Raw genomic sequence first — 19,817 nt, forward strand, 5'->3', positions numbered from 1 at the left:
GCGCGGTCAGCGCGGCATGGTCGCGTTGAGAAAGATCTGTTTTTGCAAAGAGGCTTTCATCACCGCCTGAGCGGTGGTGTCGACATCGAGCGCCTCTCGCGCAAGCCGCAGGTGCTTTTCCACCGTCGACGGCGTGAGCCCCATGATGATCGCGATATCGGCGGTGGTCTTGCCGTCAGCGACCCATTCGAGCACTTCGCGCTGGCGATTGGTCAGCGCGCGGCGCGCCGTCGCGAAGGGCATGGTCGAGATCCGCAGATGGACGAGACTGTTCTTCGCCATCAGCTCACGCTCGTTCTCGGCCCAGATCCGGTCGACATCGTCCTGGCTCAGCCCCGGACGCCCGACAAGGCCCATGCCGCCACGCGACCGGCTCGAGGCGTCGCCGAAGCCGATCGAGTAGCCCGCGCGGATCCCGAAGCGATTGTTGAGGTCGATCACCGCGATCTCTGCGGGGCTGAGTTCGTTTCGATTGATCCGGTCCGCCAGCAGCCGCCAGGAGGCCGCGCCGTCATTGGCCGCCGCCCATTGAACCATCGGCGCATCGCGGTAAAGACCGCCGCCCACGAAGAGTTCCAGATATTCCGGCTCGTGGTTAGACAGGATCAGCATGTCGTCCACATCGCCAAGGCTGTTGGCGGTGCGAAAGCTCGTGAAGCCATAGATGACGCGGCTGAACCCGTAATGCGCCATCTCCCGGCAATGGGTGTCCCAGATCTCCTTGATGTCGCGAGATCTTAAAATCTTTTCACAAAAACTCAGCATCCAGCGCAGCCCCGCGTCTGCCTCTCGTTCGCCCTTCGGTAGCAAAGGAGAGGTCTTTGACGCAACAATCATAACCTAAGGTCAGGATTGTGACTGCACTGTTTATGAACCTGAGTGCAACCCCTTGTTATCGATGTGTTTCACAACGTGACAGATCGGCACAATCCCGGGTCGTCTCGGGGGCCAGCGTCGCAAGAGCATCGAAATGCGTCAGGTAGATCTGGCCGGAGAGATGGGTGATCAGATCCGAGCGCGTGAGGCGATCCATGACCGGGCCTTTCACCTCGGACAGATGGAGCCGGACGCCCGCATCCTTGAGCTGATCGTTGACCTGTTCGAGCGCCTCGAGGGCCGAGGAATCGATATGGTTGATCGCGGGACAGTTCAGCACGACATGCTTGATCGACTTGTCGGCGGCGATACGGTCATAGATCAGCTCTTCGATGAAACGCGCATTGGGGAACCAGAGGCTTTCGTCGACACGCAGGCTCAGCACGCCCGGTGCGGTCTCGACGCGGTGGCGCAGCACATTGCGGAAATGTTCGGTGCCGGGCACCTGCCCAAGCTCGGCCACATGCGGGCGCGAGCTGCGCCACAGATGCAAGCCGATCGAAAGGATCACCCCGGTTGCGATGCCGACATCGACACCGTCGAGCAGCGTCACGACAATCGTTGCCACCATCGCCATCGCGTCGCCGGGCGAATAGGTGAAGATGCGCTTGATCGCACCGAGATCGACCAGCGTCAGCACCGCCACGAAGATCGTCGCGGCGAGCGTTGCCTGCGGCAGGAAGTAGAGCGCGGGTGTCAGCGTGAAAGTCGCGACCGCCATGCCGATCGCGGTGAAGGCGCCGGCGGCAGGGGTGGCTGCCCCGGCCTCGAAATTCACCACCGAACGCGCGAATCCCCCGGTCACCGGGAAGCCGCCCGAGATCGAGGCCGCGATATTCGAGCCGCCCAGAGCCACGAGTTCCTGATCGGGGTCGATGCGCTGGCGCTTCTTCGCGGCAAGCGTCTGGGCCACCGAGATCGTCTCGACATAGCCGATGATCGAGATCAGCAGCGCGGGCACGAAGAGCTGCCCCCAGAGCGCGGGATCGAACGGGGGCAGGGTGGGGGCCGGCAGGCCTTTCGGCACCTCGCCCACGACCTTCACCCCCCATTTCTCAAGCCCGAGTGCCCAGGTCACGAGGATCGTCAGGATGACCGCGGCCACGGGTGCTGCGCGCACGAGGACCGAGGCAAGCCGCTCTGATATTCCGCGCTTGATCAGAACGGGCTTCAGGCCCTTGCGCGACCAGTAGAGAAACCCGATCGCGAAGATCGAAATCAGCACGGTCGGGACGTTGATCTGGTTGATATTCGTCCAGATCCCCTCGGCCACTTCCGGGATCGTCTTGCCCGAGACCTTGATGCCGAGGAAATGTTTCAGCTGCCCCGCCGCGATCAGGATGCCCGAGGCCGAGATGAACCCCGCGATCACCGGATGGCTGAGGAAAGAGGTGATGAAGCCGAGCCGGAGCAGACCCATCACCAGCAGCATGATGCCCGAGATGAAGGCGAGTGCGATCGCCGCGCCCAGATATTCCGGCGTCCCCTTGGCCGCGAGATCGCCCACCGCCGTCGCCGTCATGAGCGACACCACCGCCACCGGTCCCACCGCAAGCGGGCGCGAGGTGCCCAGAAGCGCATAGATGATGAGCGGCGAGATCGAGGCGTAAAGACCGACTTCGGGCGGAAGGCCCGCGAGCAGTGCATAGGCCAGCGATTGCGGGATCAGCATGATCGTGACGATGATCGCCGCGATCAGGTCGGCCTCAAGGGTGGCGCGGTTGTACTCGCGCCCCCAAGTGAGGATCGGGAAATATCTTTTGAGCATATGGTCTTATCAGAGGATCTTGCCACGGCGCGTGGCGTAGAATTTCAAAACCGGGATCAGCGAGCTGTGATCGTAGCCGGCATGGGCGGCGGTCTCGATGATCTTGTCGAGATCCATCTTGCCCGCCTCGCTCATCCCCCAAAGATGCGACGAGCGCGTGCCCGAGCGACAATAGGCGAAGACGGGCTTGGGCGCGGATTTCATGATCGCCTCGTAATCGGCGACGAGGTCGAAGGTCATCTCGCCCGGATAATAGGGCAGGTAGTGATAGTTCATCCCGTGCTTGGCGGCGAGCTTGGCCATCGCCGCCGAGCTGTGCTCTTCATCCACCTCTTCATCGGGGCGGTTGGTGATCAGCGTGCGAAAGCCCATCTCGGCGAGCTTGGCCACGTCCTCGGGTTCGATCTGCGGCGCGACCGAGAAATTGTCTGAGAGTTTGCGCGGTTCCATCTGGTTTCCTGTATGTCCTGCCAGTCAAAAATCGGGGCGGGTGTTCGCCTCCCGCCCCCTGTGCTGTCTCAGAGCCCGTTCACCGGCACCTTGAGATAGGTGTTGCCCTTTTCATCCTTCGGCGGCATCTGGCCTGCGCGCATGTTCACCTGCAGCGAGGGGATGATCAGCTTGGGCATCGCCAGCGTCGCGTCGCGCTCGGTGCGCATCTTGACGAATTCCTCTTCCGACTTGCCGCCGCCGATATGGATGTTGCGCGCCTTCTCCTCGGCCACGCTGGTCTCCCAGGCATATTCGTCGCGGCCCGGCGCCTTGTAGTCGTGGCCCACGAAGATGCGGGTGTCGTCGGGCAGGGTGAGGATCTTCTGGATCGACGCATAGAGCGTTTCCGCCGAGCCACCCGGGAAGTCGCAACGTGCGGTTCCGAAATCGGGCATGAAGAGCGTATCGCCCACAAAGGCGGCGTCACCGATCACATAGGTAAGGCAGGCGGGCGTGTGACCCGGCGTGTGGAGCACCTTCCCCTCCAGCGCGCCGACCGAGAATGTGTCGCCTTCCTTGAAGAGCTGGTCGAACTGGCTGCCGTCGCGCTGGAACTCGGTGCCTTCGTTGAAGATCTTGCCGAAGGTGTCCTGCACGACCTGGATACGGTCGCCGATACCGATCTTGCCGCCGACACGTTCCTGGATATAGGGCGCGGCCGAGAGGTGGTCGGCATGGACATGGCTTTCGAGGATCCATTCCACCTCGAGCCCCTGTTCCTGCACATAGGCGATGACCTCGTCGGCGGATTTGGTATCCGTCCGGCCCGAGGAATAATCGAAATCGAGAACGCTATCGACAATGGCGCAAGCCTTGCTCCCGGGATCCTTCACCACATAGGAGACGGTGAAAGTCGCAGTGTCGAAAAACGCTTTGACGTCAGGTTTGATCATGGCGGCCTCCGTTAACCTGCCCCGGATATGTGGCGGGGCAAAAGACTATGAAATTGCGGCACTCTGTCCCAGCCCTTGCCGGATCTCGGACGGTAAGGGATGCGAGAGATCGGGAATGATCCAATCGGCGGAGGAGAAATCCCCGCCGTCGGTATAGGCAGATGGTGTGAGCACGACGCGCAGCCCCGCACCTTGCGCCGATTTGAGGCCCATTTCGCTATCCTCGAAGGCGATGCAGGCCTCGGCGGGCAGGTCCAGGCGGCTCAGGGCCAGCGCGAACACGTCGGGCGCGGGTTTCTTGGCCTTCACCTCGTCACCCGCCGCGATGGCCTTGAAGATCGAGCCGGGCTCGGCGTTCATCGTCGCGCGGATCAGCGCGTCGACATTGGGCCGGTTCGTGGTGGTCGCAATGGCGAGCGGGAGCCCGGCCATGCGCGCGGCCTCGATCAGTTCGGCCACGCCCGGGCGCAGTGGAACCTCTCCCGAGGCGATGATCTCGACATAGCGCGCGGTCTTGAGCTTGTGCAGGTCGGCGATCTCACCGTCGGACGGGCCGAAGCCGACCTCGTCGCGATGGCGCGCCATGCGTTCCTTTCCGCCGGTGGTCTTCAGGAGTTCGCGATAGTCCTCCTGTGACCAGTCCCAGTCGATCCCGCGGGACGCGAAAGTCTCGTTGAAGGCGCGGCGATGCGCTTCTTCGGTTTCCGCGAGTGTTCCGTCCACGTCGAAGATCAGCGCGCTCACCATTTCCAGCCCTCCACCAGACCGGGCACCATCGCCCAATCCGAAAAGGCCACGTCATGGGGCACTTCATGCAGCGGCGCCTTGCGATACCCCTCGGAATAGATCGCGAAAGGGGCGCCTGCATTCACGGCCGTCTCGGCATCGACTTCGCTATCGCCCACATAGATCATCCGACCACCGCCAAGGGCTGCGTGGCAATGGTGCAGCATCTGCGGCTCGGGCTTGCGGGTGGGCATGGAATCCCCGCCCAGCGTCAGCTCGAAATAGTCCCAAAGCCCGACATGACGCAAAGCCGCCTCGGCCGGGGCGAAGGGCTTGTTCGTGCAAACCGCCATCCGGCAGCCCTTCGCCTTGAGCGCATCGAGAGCGGCAATGACGCCGGGATAGGGCACATTGCCCTCCACATCGGTCTCGTAACGCTTGACCAGCGCATGTTCCACGCGGGAAAAAAGCGGCCCGTCGGGGTCTTCGCCGGACGTGATGAGCAATTGCCGGACGAGGTTCGGCACCCCCTTGCCGACAAAGCTGCGGATCGTCGAAAGCGACAGCGGCTCGAAGCCCAGATCGCTCAACACCGCGTTCGAAACGGAATGGATCGCCGGGACGGAATCGATCAGGGTGCCGTCGAGATCGAAGACGATGGAAGGCGCATCGCTCATGCGGCTTTCCACTTGATCGAGCAGCCCATGGACGGGATCTGATCCTCCGGGCCGACGCCCGTTTCGGCCACCATCATCATCCCCTCGTAAAGCTCGCGCCGTGCATCCGCCGGGCCCGCCTGCTTGGTCGACGCATCGAGCCGCCCGCGATATTGCAGCTCGTCTTCTGCGTTGAAGCCGAAGAAATCGGGGGTGCAGGCCGCACCATAGGCCTTCGCGACGGTCTGGCTTTCGTCATAGAGATAGGGGAAGGAAAAACCCTTCTCCTTCGCAAGCCTGGCCATGTTCTCGAAACCGTCCTCGGGGTAGTCGTCGGCGTCATTGGCCGAGATCGCCACGACGCCGATCCCTGCCGCCTGCAACTCGGCCGCATCGCGCAGGATACGGTCGAGGATCGACTGGACATAGGGGCAATGGTTGCAGATGAACATCACTAGCGTGCCCTTGGGGCCGCGGATGTCATCGAAGCTGTAATCCTTGCCATCGGTGCCCGGAAGCGTGAAGCCCGGAGCCTTCCAGCCGAAATCGCAGACGGGGGGTGTGACAGCCATGGGATCTCCTATTCGAATTCCATTTCCTCGTAGACGACGCCCGCGTTTTTCGTCGCCAGCTCCTCGAACGTGTCGAGGTTCTTGTAGGGGCTCTGGTCGACGTAATAGGCGCCGGCAAGATCGCCGCCATTGTCGATATGCTCGCCAATCTTGTCGCGCAGATAATGCAGGTAGCCGGTCGTGCCGCGCGTCACCTTTTCGAGATTGGTCGGATGGCCGTGGCCGGGGATGATGAAGGTCGGATTGAGCGGGATGAATTTCGTCTCGAAGGTCTCGATCCAGCAGCTCGTGCAGGTGCCCGAGAAGATCGGCGGCATCCGTTCGGAGAAGGCGATATCGCCCGCGATCATGAAGCTTTGCTTGGGCAGCCAGACCTGCGTGTCGCCGGGGCTGTGAGCGGGGCCGAGATGCATCACGTGGATCTCGAAATCGCCCATCGTGATGACCTTCTCATCCTCGAAGGTCTCGGTGGGCAACATCGGGTCGGTGCCCTCGGCCGTTTCCTGCCCGTAGCGTTTCAGCGCATCCCAGGCGCCAGCCATGTCATGCTTGAACTCTTCGGCGGCATCGGCATGGGCAAGCACCGGAATGCCCTGCGCGATCCAGTAATTGTTGCCAAGCATCGCATGGCCCTGGCCGTTTTCGTTGATCACCAGCTTCACCGGTTGATCGGTGACGGCCTTAATCTCGTCATGCAGCGCCTTGGAGAGCTGGTAGGAGGCGCCGGAATTGACGACGACCACGCCATCGCCCGTGACGATGAAGCTGAGATTGTTGTTATGGCCCGCATTCTCGTAGGTCGGCGGCGCGGTGGCCCCGATCGCGGTCCAGACGCCGGGGATCACCTCATAGGGCTTCGAATACAGGACCGAACCCGGATACATGTCGGGCACATCCTCGGAGGCGAGGGAGGGCGTCACATGAAGCAGGGCCACCAATGCACTGGTCAGAAAAAGTTTTTTCATTCTCAGACCTCGGGAACGTAACGATAGGCATCGCCGTCACGCTCGACATGCCCGAGCCCGCCTTCGGGAAGGTGGAAGCCGACGATCGGCATCTTTTCCGAAGCCAGCTGGTCGAGGAGCGCCACGCGGGTCGTCGCGCCCAGATCGGGATCCTGATCCGAGCCAGCCGCCATCGCAGGGGCCGCGAAGGCAAGGTAATGGTTCACGATCGCATCGCCGATGATGAAGGCCTGCGCGCTGCCGTTCTTCACCTGATAGGACATATGCCCGGGCGTATGGCCGGGGGTCATCTGCGCCATGATTCCGGGCAGGATTTCCTCGCCATCTCCGAAGGTTGCGATCTGATCCTGAAGCGTCTCGAGGCGGCGCAGCGCGCCGGCGGCAAAGGTCTTGCGCCCGTCGTCGATGCTGTCCTGCGTGGCCGGGTCGATCCAGTAATCGAACTCGGTCTTGCCCATCATGTGCTGGGCATTGAAGAAGAACGGCTCGTCGAAATCGTCGAGCACGCCCCAGAGGTGATCGGGGTGGCCGTGGGTGAAGACCACATGGGTCACATCCTCGGGGGCCACGCCAAGCGCGTCCATCGCCTCGGTCAGCTTGCCTGCGGTGGGCATGAAGTCATTGCCCGAGCCCACATCGAACAGAACCGTGTTCGTGCCGTCTCGATAGAGCGTGACATTGCAGGGCGGTTCGACCGCATCGCCGGTGATCCCGTAGCTCTCGAGGATCGGCTTGGCCGCGGGATTGTCGCTCACGAAGCCAAGCGGCAAGACGAGATTGCCATCTGAAAGCGTGTCGATCCGGGCCGAGCCCATCTCGAGCGAGGTGGCGGCGAAGCTGAGCCGGGGCAGGGCACTCATGGCGCCTGCCGCCATGGCCCCACGCAGAATGGTGCGTCGCGTGAATTTCATGCCAGTCCTCCCTTACTGGTATTCAATTCTGCGAATATGACGGACGGAATGTCGCAGGGCAAGCGGTCAGTTCACACAAACGCGATCTACTTGCACCCTCACTGGGCCGCCTTGAGCGCCCCTTCTGCCGCCGCGCGAATGGCCGCGATGTTCTGGCCATAGACTTCGGGCTTGTCGACCGAGCCGCCTTTGAACACGGCCGAGCCTGCGACGAAGCAGTCCGCACCGGCCTCGACGAGCGGGCCGACAGTGGTCGGATCGACTCCGCCATCGACCTGGATGTGAATCTCGCGATCACCAATCATTTCGCGCACTTGGCGAACCTTGTTGATGCTGGTGGGGATGAATTTCTGTCCGCCGAAACCGGGGTTCACGCTCATCACGAGAACCATGTCGACGAGATCCAGCAGCTCCGAGATCACGTTCGCGGGCGTGCCGGGGTTCAGCGAAATGCCGCATTTCACGCCCTGCGCCTTGATCGCCTGAAGCGTGCGGTGCGGGTGCGGACCAGCCTCCCAATGCGCCACGATCATGTCGGCGCCCGCTTCGGCATAGGCCTCGATGTAGGGGTCCACGGGCGCGATCATCAGGTGAACGTCCATGAAAGTCTTCACATGCGGACGGAACGCCTTCACCGCGGGCGGCCCAAAGGTGAGGTTGGGCACGAAATGCCCGTCCATGACGTCGATATGGACCCAATCGGCGCCCTGATCTTCGATGGCGCGAATCTCGGCGCCGAAATTGGCGAAATCGGCCGAGAGGATCGAGGGCGCGATCTTGATGGAACGGTCAAAGCTCATGGGGGCCTCCTTGGCGGCTCATTTCGTCAGTTGCGCGAACAGGGTCGGCAGTTTCTCGGGCAGGCGCTCGACCTGATCGATGATGGTGTAGTTATTGGCCCCGAAGATGCGCGACACGTAACGGTCTGCCTCCGGGTCCAGGGTCAGGCAATAGCTGTTTACGCCCATCTGCTGCAATTCGGAAACCGCCTTCTTGGCATCCATGCGCAGATATTGCGGATCGCGTTCGTCGATATCGGCGGGTTCGCCATCGGTTACGATCAGAAGCAGCTTGTGCGCCTCCGACCGGCCGGCGAGGTGATGGGCGGCATGGCGCATCGCTGCCCCCATCCGCGTCGATAGCCCGCCCTTCATTCCCGCAAGCCGTCCCTTGGCGTCTTCGTCGAGCCGCTGCTCGAAATCCTTGAACCGGTAATAGTGCACGTCGTGACGGCCATCCGAGGCAAACCCGTGAATCGCGAAGGGATCGCCGATGCCCGAGATCGCCGAGGCCACGAGCGCCGAAGCCTCGCGGGTCAGCTCCAGCACGGTCTTGTCCGATCCGCGCACGGTTTCATTGGTCGATTCCGATAGATCGAGCAGGATCACCACCGCCAGATCGCGCCGGTTGATCACGTTGCGCATCGTGATGCGGGTGTCGGGCTGCATGCCGATCCGGCTCATCACCATCGCATCGACGGCGGCATTGATGTCCAGCTCGTCGCCATCCTCCAGCCGCCGCTGGCGCGACACGCCCTGCGGGCGCAGCCGGTCCACGATCTGCTTGATCCGGTGGCGGATGCCGCGATGCTCGGTCAGGATCTTGTCGATGCTCTCCGGGTCGGCCTTGCCTGGACGGCGCTCGTAGACGGTGGACCAGCTCGGACGCATCAGCTGTACCTTGTAATCCCACTCGCCGTAATGGAACGGATCCGAGATCGGCTCCTTGCCCTCCATCTCGTTATAGGAGACGCCCTCATCCTCGTAGGGGAAAAGCTCCGAAGACAGCACCCAGACCTCTTGCGCATCGTCTCCAGCGGTCTCGACATCGACCTCGTTGACGAATTCCATCAGCCCGACATGTTTGCGGACCTGCCCCTGATCGGGCTGGTAGGCGGAGCTGTTGTTCCAATCGTAATCGTCCAGCGACCAGATGAAGCGGTTGTCGTCGCGATAGGGAATGTTGAGGCTTTCGAGAATTCGCAGGGACGGCACCGCACGACGTTGGGCGAGTAGGTTGTAAAGCTCCACCCCAAGCGCCCAACTCAACATCGTCTCGCGCTCATTGCCCGCGATCTCGGAATGGAATGTCTCCACGAGATTGTCGATCTCGATATCGCCCGTGCGCATTCCCGGCTCGATCAGCGCCTTCGCGACCTTCTCGAGCAGATACATCGTCTCATGCTCATAGGCCTTGGGTTCGGACTGCGGCATGAGGTTGCGAAACATCGTGGCGAGCCCGGGAAAGGCCTTGATCGCGCAATATTCGACGCGGGCATCCTCGATCATCCCGATGAGGAAGATCTGCGCGGGATTGAGCGCCTCCTGGCCCAGCCCCTTATCGGAATAGACGATATGGGCCGCCATGTGCGCGCACATTGCGCGGTAGAGGTCGAGCCCCGAGACAGCGCCGATCCCATCGACCGCGTCCGGCAAATGCAGCGCGCCGTCTTCGATGAAGGGCCGAAAGCCGGTGAAATCGGCTGCCGAGGGACGCAGGAAGAAATCGCGGCCCCAGAAGGCACGCAGGTAGAAGTTGAGGCGACGCTGGCTGTCGATGAACAACGTGCCGCGGCGTTCCTGCTTGAGGATCGCACGGCTGTCCTCGGAGACGAGGCCGAAATAATCCGCCTGTTTCGGCAGGTCACGCCGATAGGCCTCGGCGCCGAAATCCACCCAGCGGCGCAGGCCGGAGAGGGTGAGTTTCGACAGCAGCTCTTCGAGCACGCCGAACATCGGGCGCAGGCCGCGCGGCGCATTTGCCGCGAGCCGGTGCAGCAGCGCGAGATAGCCGCGCAGCAATTCCGGGTCACCGAAGCGCCGCGCGGCGCCGGGCAGGGTGTCGATCATCAAGATCAGCACCTCGCCCGAGACCATCGAGGCCAGTTTCAGCACGGCGCCGACCACGTCACGGATCGAATCTTCGCCGCATTCCTTCACCACCTGCGGGATCTCGTCGAGATAGGAGATCAGCAGGCGCGGCCCCTTGCCGAGCGAGATCATCGCGCGCGCGCCGTCCATGTAGTCCTTCAGACCGGCGGGCGACATCAGCCGCGCTGCCTCGTGGAAGAGCCCCTCCAGGCTGTCCTCCAACTCGGGCGCGGCCTTGACCAGCTCCTCGCGATAGTCGTCGAGATCGACCTTCATCGCTCAGCTCCTCATGCCACCTTCGAGCTGTCGGTTACTTCGGGGAAGAAGGTCTGGACGGCGGCCTGCAGCGTGTCGCGCATGTCCGGATCGTCGGTGAGCGGCTCCACCAGCGCCATCTGGCAGGCGGCGGGCGCGGGGATGTCCTGCGAAATCAGCTGGCCCGCGTAAACCAGAAGGCGCGTGGACATGCCCTCGTCGAGCCCGTGGCCCTTGAGGTTGCGCGAGCGCTCGGCGACCTGCACGAGCTTTTCGGCGGTCTTCAGGTCGATCCCGGCCTCGTGCGAGACGATCTCGGCTTCGGTCGCGGCGGTCGGATAGTCGAAGGACATCGCGCCGAAGCGCTGCTTGGTCGATTGCTTAAGATCCTTCATCATCGACTGGTAGCCGGGGTTGTAGGAGATCACGACCTGGAAATCGGGATGGGCATCGACCAGCTCGCCCTTCTTCTCCAGCGGAAGCTGGCGGCGGTGGTCAGTCAGCGGGTGGATGACGACGGTGGTGTCCTGACGGGCCTCGACGACCTCGTCGAGATAGCAGATCGCGCCGATCCGAGCGGCAATCGTCAGCGGGCCGTCTTGCCATTTGGTACCGTTGATATCGAGCAGGAACCGCCCGATCAGATCCGAGGCGGTCATGTCCTCGTTACAGGCGACGGTGATCAGCGGACGCTGCAGCTTCCACGCCATGTATTCGACGAAACGGGATTTCCCGCAGCCCGTCGGCCCCTTCAGCATCACCGGCATGCGCACGTCATAAGCGGCGGCGAATTGCTCCACCTCCCGGCCTACGGGCTTGTAATAGGGCTCGTTCTGAATGCGGAACTGGTCGATATCGATGTCGCTCATGCTCGGGGCCTCCCGTTCGCGCGTGGGATTTCTTTGGGAAATGGGGCAGGGTGGGCCACCGTGACCGGCAGCCCGCCCCGCGATCTCATCAAGCGGTCATGTCGGCGCGGTGCACCACCATCGAGGTGCCCTGCGACTGCTTGAAATTGTCATAGCCGACGAGACGCACGTGGTTGCCCGGGTTGGCCTTCTTGCACATCTCGATCTCGTTGAAGATCGCATCGACATCGGTTTCGCCGAACATCGGCAGCTTCCACATGTACCAGTAGTTCGAGCGCATGTTCTCGGGCTCGGTATGTTCGATGGCCGGGTTCCAACCCTTCGAGACGATGTATTCCACCTGCTTGCGAAGCTCCTCGGGGGTCAGCTGCGGCAGGTAGGAGAAGGTGCCCATCTTGCGGCTGTTCGGGTCCGAGATGCGCGAGCCGTAATCTTGCATTCCGCTCATGTTTTCAATCCTTTCTCAGGCGTTTTCGAGGGGGCGCACCTTAGCGGTGCGCCACGTCCAGCTTGTCCACGGTGTCGAACTCGAACTTGATCTCTTTCCACGTTTCCATGGCGATCTTCAGCTCGGGGCTGTGTTGGGCAGCCTCGGTCATGATGTCCTTGCTCTCCTTCTCGAGGTCGCGGCCCTCGTTGCGTGCCTTGACGCAGGCCTCGACCGCGACACGGTTTGCCGCAGCGCCCGCCGCGTTGCCCCAGGGGTGGCCGAGCGTGCCGCCACCGAATTGAAGGCAGCTGTCATCGCCGAAGATGTTGACCAGCGCCGGCATGTGCCAGACGTGGATGCCGCCCGAGGCCACCGGGAGAACGCCCGGCATCTGGCCCCAGTCCTGATCGAAGAAGATGCCGCGCGAACGGTCTTCCTTGACGTATTTCTCGCGCATCAGGTCGATCCAGCCGAGCGTCGCCGCACGGTCGCCCTCGAGTTTGCCGACGACGGTGCCCGAATGCAGGTGGTCACCGCCCAGAAGGCGCAGCATCTTCGCCAGCACACGGAAATTGATGCCGTGCTTGGGGTGACGGTCGATCACGCCGTGCATGGCGCGGTGGACGTGCAGCAGCATGCCGTTGTCACGGCACCAGCGCGAGAGCGAGGCCTGAGCCGCCCAGCCGAGCGTGAGGTAGTCCGACATGATGATCGGCGAGCCGATCTCCTTGGCGAACTCGGCGCGCTTGTACATCTCTTCGATGTTGGGCGCGGTCACGTTCAGGTAGTGGCCCTTGCGCTCGCCGGTTTCCTTCTCGGCCTTCTCGATCGCTTCCTGGCAGAACTCGAAACGGTCGCGCCAGCGCATGAAGGGCTGCGAGTTGACGTTCTCATCGTCCTTGGTGAAGTCGAGCCCACCACGGAGCGCCTCATAGACCGCACGGCCATAGTTCTTCGCCGAGAGGCCCAGCTTCGGCTTGATCGTGCAGCCGAGGAACGGGCGGCCATATTTATCGAGCTTGTCGCGCTCGACCTGGATGCCGTGGGGTGGGCCGTCGCAGGTGGCGACGAACCACAGCGGGAAGCGCACATCCTCGAGGCGCAGCGCACGCACGGCCTTGAAGCCGAACACGTTGCCGACGAGCGAGGTGAAGACGTTCACCACCGAGCCCTCTTCGAACAGGCCCATCGGGTAGGCGATGAAGGCATAATAGCTTTCGTCGTCGCCCGGCACGTCCTCGATCGCGTAGGCGCGGCCCTTGTAGTAGTCGAGATCGGTCAGCAGGTCGGTCCACACTGTGGTCCAGGTGCCGGTCGAGGATTCAGCGGCCACGGCGGCGGCGGCTTCCTCGCGCGGGACGCCCGCCTGCGGTGTGATCTTGAAACAGGCGAGAACGTCGCTTTCCTTCGGGGTGTAGTTCGGGTCCCAGTAGGTTTCGCGGTATTCCTTGACGCCGGCGGAATATTTGCCCGGTGCGTTCTGATTCATCTGAGGGTCTCCTTCTCTCCCTAAATCTCAGTGCGCCCGGCCGGCGGCCGGCCGGGCGCGATGTGTCAGGCCACGACCGGGTCGAGCGACCCGCTGGCATAGCGTTTGGCCATGTCATCCATGTCGATGACGTCGATCTTGCTGGCATTGCCCGCGGTGCCGAAGCGTTCGAACCGGTCGAGACAGAGCTTCTCCATCTCCTCCATCGCCGGGATCATGAACTTGCGGGGATCGAATTCTTTCTTCTTCTCCATCGCGACCTTGCGGAACTGGCCGGTGATCGCCATCCGGTTGTCGGTGTCGATATTGACCTTGCGCACGCCCGACTTGATGCCGCGCTCGATCTCTTCGACCGGGACGCCATAGGTCTGGGGCATCTCGCCGCCGAAATCGTTGATCAGGTCCTGGAGATATTGCGGCACGCTCGACGAGCCGTGCATCACGAGGTGCACCGAGGGGATCTTGGCGTGGATCTTCTCGATCTGGCTGATCGCGAGCGTGTCGCCGGTGGGTTTCGAGCTGAACTTGTAGGCGCCATGAGAGGTGCCGCAGGCGATGGCCAGCGCGTCGACCTTGGTGAGCTTGACGAAATCGAGCGCCTCGTCGGGGTCGGTCAGGAGCTGGTCATGGCTCAGCTTGCCTTCCGCGCCAGAGCCGTCTTCCTTCGCCGCCTCGCCGGTCTCCAGCGAGCCGAGCACACCGAGCTCCCCCTCGACCGAGGCACCGACCCAATGGGCCATGTCGGCCACGCGCTTGGTGATGCCCACGTTGTAATCCCAATCGGCGGGGGTCTTCATGTCGTCCTTCAGCGAGCCGTCCATCATCACGGAGGTGAAGCCGTGCTTGATCGCGGAGAGGCAGGTCGCTTCGTTGTTGCCGTGATCCTGATGCATGCAGAGCGGGATCTTCGGGAACATCTCGGCCAGCGCCTGGATCATGTGGCGCAGCATGATGTCGCCCGCATAGGAGCGCGCACCGCGGCTCGCCTGCATGATCACCGGCGCGTCGCATTTATCCGCGGCGGCCATGATCGCGAGGCCCTGTTCCATGTTGTTGATGTTGAAAGCCGGGACCCCGTAGCCGCGTTCTGCCGCATGGTCGAGCAATTGTCTGAGCGTAATCAGTGCCATATCAGTCGTTCCTTACCTTTCGCGCTTCAGATCAGCTTGCCCATCGCGACGGCCGTGTCGGCCATGCGGTTCGAGAAGCCCCATTCGTTGTCATACCAGCTCAGGATGCGGACCATCCGGCCGTCCATCACCTTCGTCTGATCCATGTGGAAGACCGAGGAATGAGGGTCGTGGTTGAAATCGCTGGAAACATTGGGTTTGTCGGTGTAACCGAGGATGCCCTTCATCGGGCCGTCGGCGGCGGCACGGATCGCGGCGTTGACCTCTTCCACGGTGGTGTCCTTCGCGGCCTCGAACACGAGATCGACGACCGAGACATTCGGCGTCGGCACGCGGATCGCGACGCCGTCGAGCTTGCCGTTGAGCTCGGGCAGCACGAGGCCCACGGCTTTCGCGGCCCCGGTCGAGGTCGGGATCATGCTGAGCGCTGCGGCGCGGGCGCGATACATGTCCGAATGCATCGTGTCGAGCGTCGGCTGGTCACCGGTGTAGGAGTGGATCGTGGTCATGAAGCCTTTCGAGATCCCGATCGCATCGTTGAGCGCCTTGGCAACCGGCGAGAGGCAGTTCGTGGTGCACGATGCGTTCGAGACGATCATGTCGTCCTTCGTCAGCGCGCCGTGGTTCACCCCGTAGACGATGGTCTTGTCGGCACCCGCGGCGGGGGCGGAGACCAGCACCCGCTTCGAGCCGTTCTCGAGATGGAAGGCCGCTTTTTCGCGCGCGGTGAAGATGCCGGTGCATTCCATCGCGATATCGACATCGCCCCAGGGCAGTTCCTTCGGGTCGCGGATCGCAGTGACCTTGATCGGGCCACGGCCAGCGTCGATCCAGTCTTCGCCCGTCGTCACGGTTTGCGGAAAACGCCCATGCACGCTGTCGAATTGCAGCAGATGCGCATTGGTCTCGACCGGGCCCAGATCGTTGATCGCGACGACCTCGATATCGGTGCGGCCCGACTCGATGATCCCGCGCAGAACGTTACGGCCGATCCGACCAAACCCGTTGATGGCAACTTTAACCGTCATTCTCTCATGTCCCTCAGATCAGTTCTTTGGCTTCCGAAACAATCGTTTCGGCGGTGATATTGAAGTGTTTGTAAAGGGCCGGGGCAGGGGCCGATGCGCCGAAGCCCGTCATGCCCACGAAGCTGTCGCGCGGCCCCAGGAAGAGATCCCAGCCCTGGCGGATCGCGGCCTCGCAGCCGATCTTCGGCTTGGTGCCCATGACCTCGACCTTGTAGACCGCGTCCTGCTGTTCGAAGAGTTCGAAGCACGGTGCCGAGACGACGGCCGCCTTGATCCCCTCTGCAGCGAGCTTGTCCGCGGCATCGAGCGCGATCTCGATCTCCGAGCCGGTCGCGATGATCGTCACGTCGCGCTCACCCGGATCACGCAGCAGATAGGCGCCGCGCGCGGTGAGGTTTTCGGCCACATGCTCGGTGCGCACGGTCGGCAGGTTCTGGCGCGAGGCGACGATCATCGTCGGCGTGGTCTTCGAGGTCATCGCGATTTCCCAAGCCTCGGCGGTCTCCACCGCATCGGCCGGACGCAGCACCAGAAGGTTCGGAATGGCGCGCAGCGAGGCCAGATGTTCGACCGGCTGGTGCGTCGGGCCGTCCTCGCCCAGACCGATGGAGTCATGGGTCATCACATAGCAGGTCGGCACGCCCATCAGCGCCGAAAGGCGGATCGCGGGGCGGCAGTAATCGGCGAAGGCCATGAAGGTGCCGCCATAGGGCTTGAACCCGCCATGCAGCGCGATCCCGTTCATCGCGGCGGCCATCCCATGCTCGCGGATACCGTAATGGACGTAATCGCCGGAGAAATCGGTGGGCGTGATCGATTTCATGCCCGAGGATTTCGTGAGGTTCGACCCGGTCAGGTCGGCCGAGCCGCCCACGGTGAAGGGCAGGGTGGCGTTGACCACTTCCAGTGCCATCTGGCTCGCCTTGCGGGTCGCGACCTTCGGCTTGTCCTCGGACAGCTTGCGCTTGTAGGCCTCGATCGCGGCGGGTAGCGCCCCGACCTCATCCTCTTCGGCAGCGAGGAATTCGGCGCGGGCGGTTGCGGTGTTCAACCGCTGCTCCCACTCCGCCCGCGCCTTCGCGCCACGCGACGCGATCCGGCCCCATTCGTCATAGATCGCCTGGGGAATCTCGAAAGGTGCATGGTCCCAGTGAAGCTGCTTGCGCGCGGCGGCGATTTCCTCGTCGCCCAGAGGCGCGCCGTGCACATCGTGGCTGCCTTGCTTGTTGGGCGCGCCGAAACCGATGATGGTGCGGCAGGCGATCAACGAGGGGCGCGGATCCTTGCGCGCGGACTCGATCGCATCGGCGATCTCGGTCGGCGTATGGCCGTCGCATTCCAGCACGTGCCAACCTGCGGCGGCGAAGCGCGCCTTCTGATCCATCGAAGTCGAAAGGTCTGTGTCGCCGTCGATGGTGATCGAATTGTCGTCCCACATCACGATCAGCTTGCCGAGCTCGAGATGGCCCGCAAGGTCGATCGCCTCATGGCTGATACCCTCCATGAGGCAGCCGTCGCCCGCGATGACGTAAGTGAAATGATCCACAAGATCATCGCCATAACGCGCATTCTTCATCTTTTCGGCAATTGCCATGCCCACAGCGGTGGCGATGCCCTGGCCGAGCGGGCCGGTGGTGACCTCGATCCCGTCCGCATGACCGTATTCCGGGTGCCCTGCGGTGCGGCTCCCGAGCTGGCGGAAAGCCTTGATCTGCTCGATATCCATATCGGCATATCCGAGCAGATGGTTGATCGCGTAGATCAACATCGAGCCGTGACCTGCCGAGAGAACGAAGCGGTCGCGATCGGGCCATTTCGGCGCGCTCGGATCGATATTCGTGAAGCGATTGAAGAGCACCGTAGCGACGTCGGCCATGCCCATCGGCATGCCCGGATGGCCCGAATTGGCCTTCTGCACCGCATCCATCGCCAGCGCGCGGATCGCGTTCGCCATGCGGGTTTCCTGAGTGATATGAATGTCTTTCATCACAGCCTTCATCTCCCTCAAGCGCGCTTGCTGTCGCGCACGATGCGCTCGATCAGCGGAGTCAGGATCAGCTGCATCGCGAGATCCTGCTTGTTGCCCGGAATGACGATCGAATTGGCGCGGCTCATCCAGGAGCCGTTGATCATCGAGGTCAGGTAGGGGAAATCGATCCCGCGCGGGTTCTTGAAGCGGATCACGACGAGGCTCTCATCGGCCGTCGGGATCCAGCGCGCCACGAACGGGTTCGAGGTATCGACCACCGGCACACGCTGGAAGTTGATGTCGGTCTCGGTGAATTGCGGGCAGATGCAATGCACATAGGAGTGCATGCGGCGCAGGATGACATCGGTCACCGCCTCGGTCGTGTAGCCACGCGAAGCGCGGTCGCGGTGGATCTTCTGGATCCATTCGAGGTTGATCACCGGCACCACGCCGATCTTGAGATCCGCATGGGCGGACAGGTTCACCTCGTCATTGACAACGCAGCCATGCAGGCCTTCGTAAAAGAGCAGATCCGAGCCATTCTCGAAATCGCTCCATTCGGTGAAATGACCGGGGGGCGTGCCCCATTTCTCGGCCTCGATATCGTCATGGACATAGTGGCGGGTCTTGCCCTTGCCGGTCTCGCCGTATTCGCGAAAGACGCGCTCCAACTCTTTGAGTTCATTGGCCTCGTAGGAGAAATGCGAAAAGCCCTGATCGCCTTCGTCATAGCGCTTCTCAAGCTCAGCCTTCATGTCCGCGCGGTTGAAGCGGTGGAAGGCGTCGCCCTCGATCGACACCGCCTTGATGCCCTCGCGGCGGAAGATCTGGTCGAAGGTGTTCTTGACGGTCGAGGTGCCGGCGCCGGACGAGCCGACAACAGAAATGATGGGGTGTTTCTTGGACATTCTCAGCTCCGGAACAGGCCGCGGGAATTGAAGAGCGCGTGGCTCTCGTCATGCGGCAGGTCGTGATAGGCAGCGACGCGGGCGACTTTCGTGCTCGAACCGAAAACGAAAGGCGTGCGGGCGTGCAGGCGGTCGGGCAGGGCGTTCAGGATCGGGTCGGCCCCGTCCGTGGCCCCGCCGCCGAGTTGCGTGATCAGCAACGCGATCGGGGCGCATTCGTAGACATGGCGCAAACGGCCGCGCTCATAGCCCTTGCGGTCATCGCCCGGGTAGAGGAACACGCCGCCGCGCGAGATGATGCGGTGCGTTTCGGCCACCAGAGAGGCAATCCAGCGCATGTTGAAATTGCGCCCACGCGGACCTTCGGCACCGGCGACCATGTCATCGATGAAGGCACGGATCGGCTGCGGCCAATGGCGGTAGTTCGAGGCGTTGATCGCGTATTCCGAGGTTTCATGGGGCAGGGGCTTGGGGTCGGCGACACGGGTCCAGATATCGGTGCCCGGCTCGAGCACCCATTGCTGTACGCCTTTGCCGAAACTCACCACGAGCGCGGTCTGCGGCCCGAAGATGATATAGCCGCCCGCGATCTGCTCGGTGCCCGGGCGCAGGAAGCTTTCATCTGGCCCCTCGGCTTTCGGGAAGATCGAGAAAATCGTCCCGATCGAGACGTTCACATCGATATTGGACGATCCATCCAGCGGGTCGATGGCGAGCGCCAGCGTGCCGGTTTCGAAATCGACCACGTCATCCTGCTCTTCGGATGCATAGTAGCGCACCGCGCCATCGCGCAGCGCATCCATGAACGCCTCGTCGGCGATCACATCGAGCGCTTTCTGACCATCCCCGCCGGCATTCGTGCCCGCCGCTTCGGCAAGGTTTGCCTCAAGTCCGTTGCGGGCGATGATCCGCGCCAGGGTGGCGCCGACGCTGGTCAGACGTGTCATGGTGTCGGCCAATTCGGGCGACAAGCCCAGGCCGTCGAAGCTCACTGACATCGATCCCTCCTC

General features: G+C 62.6%; 19 protein-coding genes. All 19 read right to left on the minus strand.

Annotation, left to right across the window (positions count from 1 at the left end):
- Positions 1-6: 6 nt before the first annotated feature.
- Positions 7-765, minus strand: a complete 759-nt coding sequence (locus BMG00_RS00450; RefSeq protein WP_078528090.1) for a helix-turn-helix transcriptional regulator — start codon at positions 763-765, stop codon at positions 7-9.
- A gap of 127 nt (positions 766-892) precedes the next feature.
- A complete protein-coding gene (locus BMG00_RS00455) occupies positions 893-2,644 on the minus strand; it encodes a SulP family inorganic anion transporter (protein WP_078573055.1) in 1,752 nt (583 codons plus the stop codon).
- Between the two features lie 9 nt (positions 2,645-2,653).
- Positions 2,654-3,094: a protein tyrosine phosphatase family protein gene (locus BMG00_RS00460; protein ID WP_078527431.1), complete on the minus strand. Its 441-nt coding sequence runs from the start codon at positions 3,092-3,094 to the stop codon at positions 2,654-2,656.
- Between the two features lie 68 nt (positions 3,095-3,162).
- The gene (locus BMG00_RS00465; protein ID WP_168172743.1) at positions 3,163-4,026 is read right to left on the minus strand and encodes an MBL fold metallo-hydrolase; all 864 of its coding nucleotides are present in this window, start codon (positions 4,024-4,026) and stop codon (positions 3,163-3,165) included.
- Between the two features lie 48 nt (positions 4,027-4,074).
- Entirely contained in the window at positions 4,075-4,776 is a 702-nt protein-coding gene (locus BMG00_RS00470) for an HAD family hydrolase (protein ID WP_078573056.1), read from the minus strand.
- Positions 4,770-5,432, minus strand: coding sequence for a phosphoglycolate phosphatase (locus BMG00_RS00475; RefSeq protein ID WP_078573057.1), 663 nt, complete (start codon positions 5,430-5,432; stop codon positions 4,770-4,772). Before BMG00_RS00475 ends, BMG00_RS00470 begins: the two co-directional genes overlap by 7 nt.
- Positions 5,429-5,983: a thioredoxin family protein gene (locus BMG00_RS00480; protein ID WP_078573058.1), complete on the minus strand. Its 555-nt coding sequence runs from the start codon at positions 5,981-5,983 to the stop codon at positions 5,429-5,431. Before BMG00_RS00480 ends, BMG00_RS00475 begins: the two co-directional genes overlap by 4 nt.
- Before the next feature lie 8 nt (positions 5,984-5,991).
- Positions 5,992-6,948, minus strand: a complete 957-nt coding sequence (locus tag BMG00_RS00485; protein WP_078527441.1) for an MBL fold metallo-hydrolase — start codon at positions 6,946-6,948, stop codon at positions 5,992-5,994.
- 2 nt (positions 6,949-6,950) lie between these two features.
- On the minus strand, positions 6,951-7,859 hold the full coding sequence (locus BMG00_RS00490; RefSeq protein WP_078573059.1) for an MBL fold metallo-hydrolase: 909 nt from the start codon (positions 7,857-7,859) through the stop codon (positions 6,951-6,953).
- A gap of 98 nt (positions 7,860-7,957) precedes the next feature.
- Positions 7,958-8,659: a ribulose-phosphate 3-epimerase gene (rpe, locus tag BMG00_RS00495; protein WP_078527445.1), complete on the minus strand. Its 702-nt coding sequence runs from the start codon at positions 8,657-8,659 to the stop codon at positions 7,958-7,960.
- A gap of 18 nt (positions 8,660-8,677) precedes the next feature.
- Positions 8,678-11,005, minus strand: a complete 2,328-nt coding sequence (locus BMG00_RS00500) for a nitric oxide reductase activation protein NorD (RefSeq protein ID WP_078573060.1) — start codon at positions 11,003-11,005, stop codon at positions 8,678-8,680.
- A gap of 11 nt (positions 11,006-11,016) precedes the next feature.
- Positions 11,017-11,853 (minus strand): CbbQ/NirQ/NorQ/GpvN family protein, encoded by an 837-nt coding sequence (locus BMG00_RS00505; RefSeq protein WP_078573061.1) that lies wholly within the window; start codon positions 11,851-11,853, stop codon positions 11,017-11,019.
- 88 nt (positions 11,854-11,941) lie between these two features.
- Positions 11,942-12,301: a ribulose bisphosphate carboxylase small subunit gene (locus BMG00_RS00510; protein ID WP_078527451.1), complete on the minus strand. Its 360-nt coding sequence runs from the start codon at positions 12,299-12,301 to the stop codon at positions 11,942-11,944.
- Between the two features lie 40 nt (positions 12,302-12,341).
- Positions 12,342-13,772 (minus strand): form I ribulose bisphosphate carboxylase large subunit, encoded by a 1,431-nt coding sequence (locus BMG00_RS00515; protein WP_078527453.1) that lies wholly within the window; start codon positions 13,770-13,772, stop codon positions 12,342-12,344.
- 65 nt (positions 13,773-13,837) lie between these two features.
- A complete protein-coding gene (gene fba, locus BMG00_RS00520; RefSeq protein WP_078573062.1) occupies positions 13,838-14,902 on the minus strand; it encodes a class II fructose-bisphosphate aldolase in 1,065 nt (354 codons plus the stop codon).
- A 26-nt stretch (positions 14,903-14,928) separates the two neighbouring features.
- Positions 14,929-15,930: a type I glyceraldehyde-3-phosphate dehydrogenase gene (gap, locus tag BMG00_RS00525; RefSeq protein ID WP_078573063.1), complete on the minus strand. Its 1,002-nt coding sequence runs from the start codon at positions 15,928-15,930 to the stop codon at positions 14,929-14,931.
- Between the two features lie 13 nt (positions 15,931-15,943).
- On the minus strand, positions 15,944-17,917 hold the full coding sequence (gene tkt / locus BMG00_RS00530; RefSeq protein WP_078574206.1) for a transketolase: 1,974 nt from the start codon (positions 17,915-17,917) through the stop codon (positions 15,944-15,946).
- Positions 17,918-17,934: 17 nt separating this feature from the next.
- On the minus strand, positions 17,935-18,807 hold the full coding sequence (locus tag BMG00_RS00535; protein WP_078527459.1) for a phosphoribulokinase: 873 nt from the start codon (positions 18,805-18,807) through the stop codon (positions 17,935-17,937).
- A 2-nt stretch (positions 18,808-18,809) separates the two neighbouring features.
- Entirely contained in the window at positions 18,810-19,805 is a 996-nt protein-coding gene (locus BMG00_RS00540; protein WP_078573064.1) for a class 1 fructose-bisphosphatase, read from the minus strand.
- Between the last annotated feature and the right edge of the window lie 12 nt (positions 19,806-19,817).

Origin of the sequence: Thioclava marina, from assembly GCF_002020135.1 — a bacterium.
Classification (GTDB): Bacteria; Pseudomonadota; Alphaproteobacteria; order Rhodobacterales; family Rhodobacteraceae; genus Thioclava; species Thioclava marina.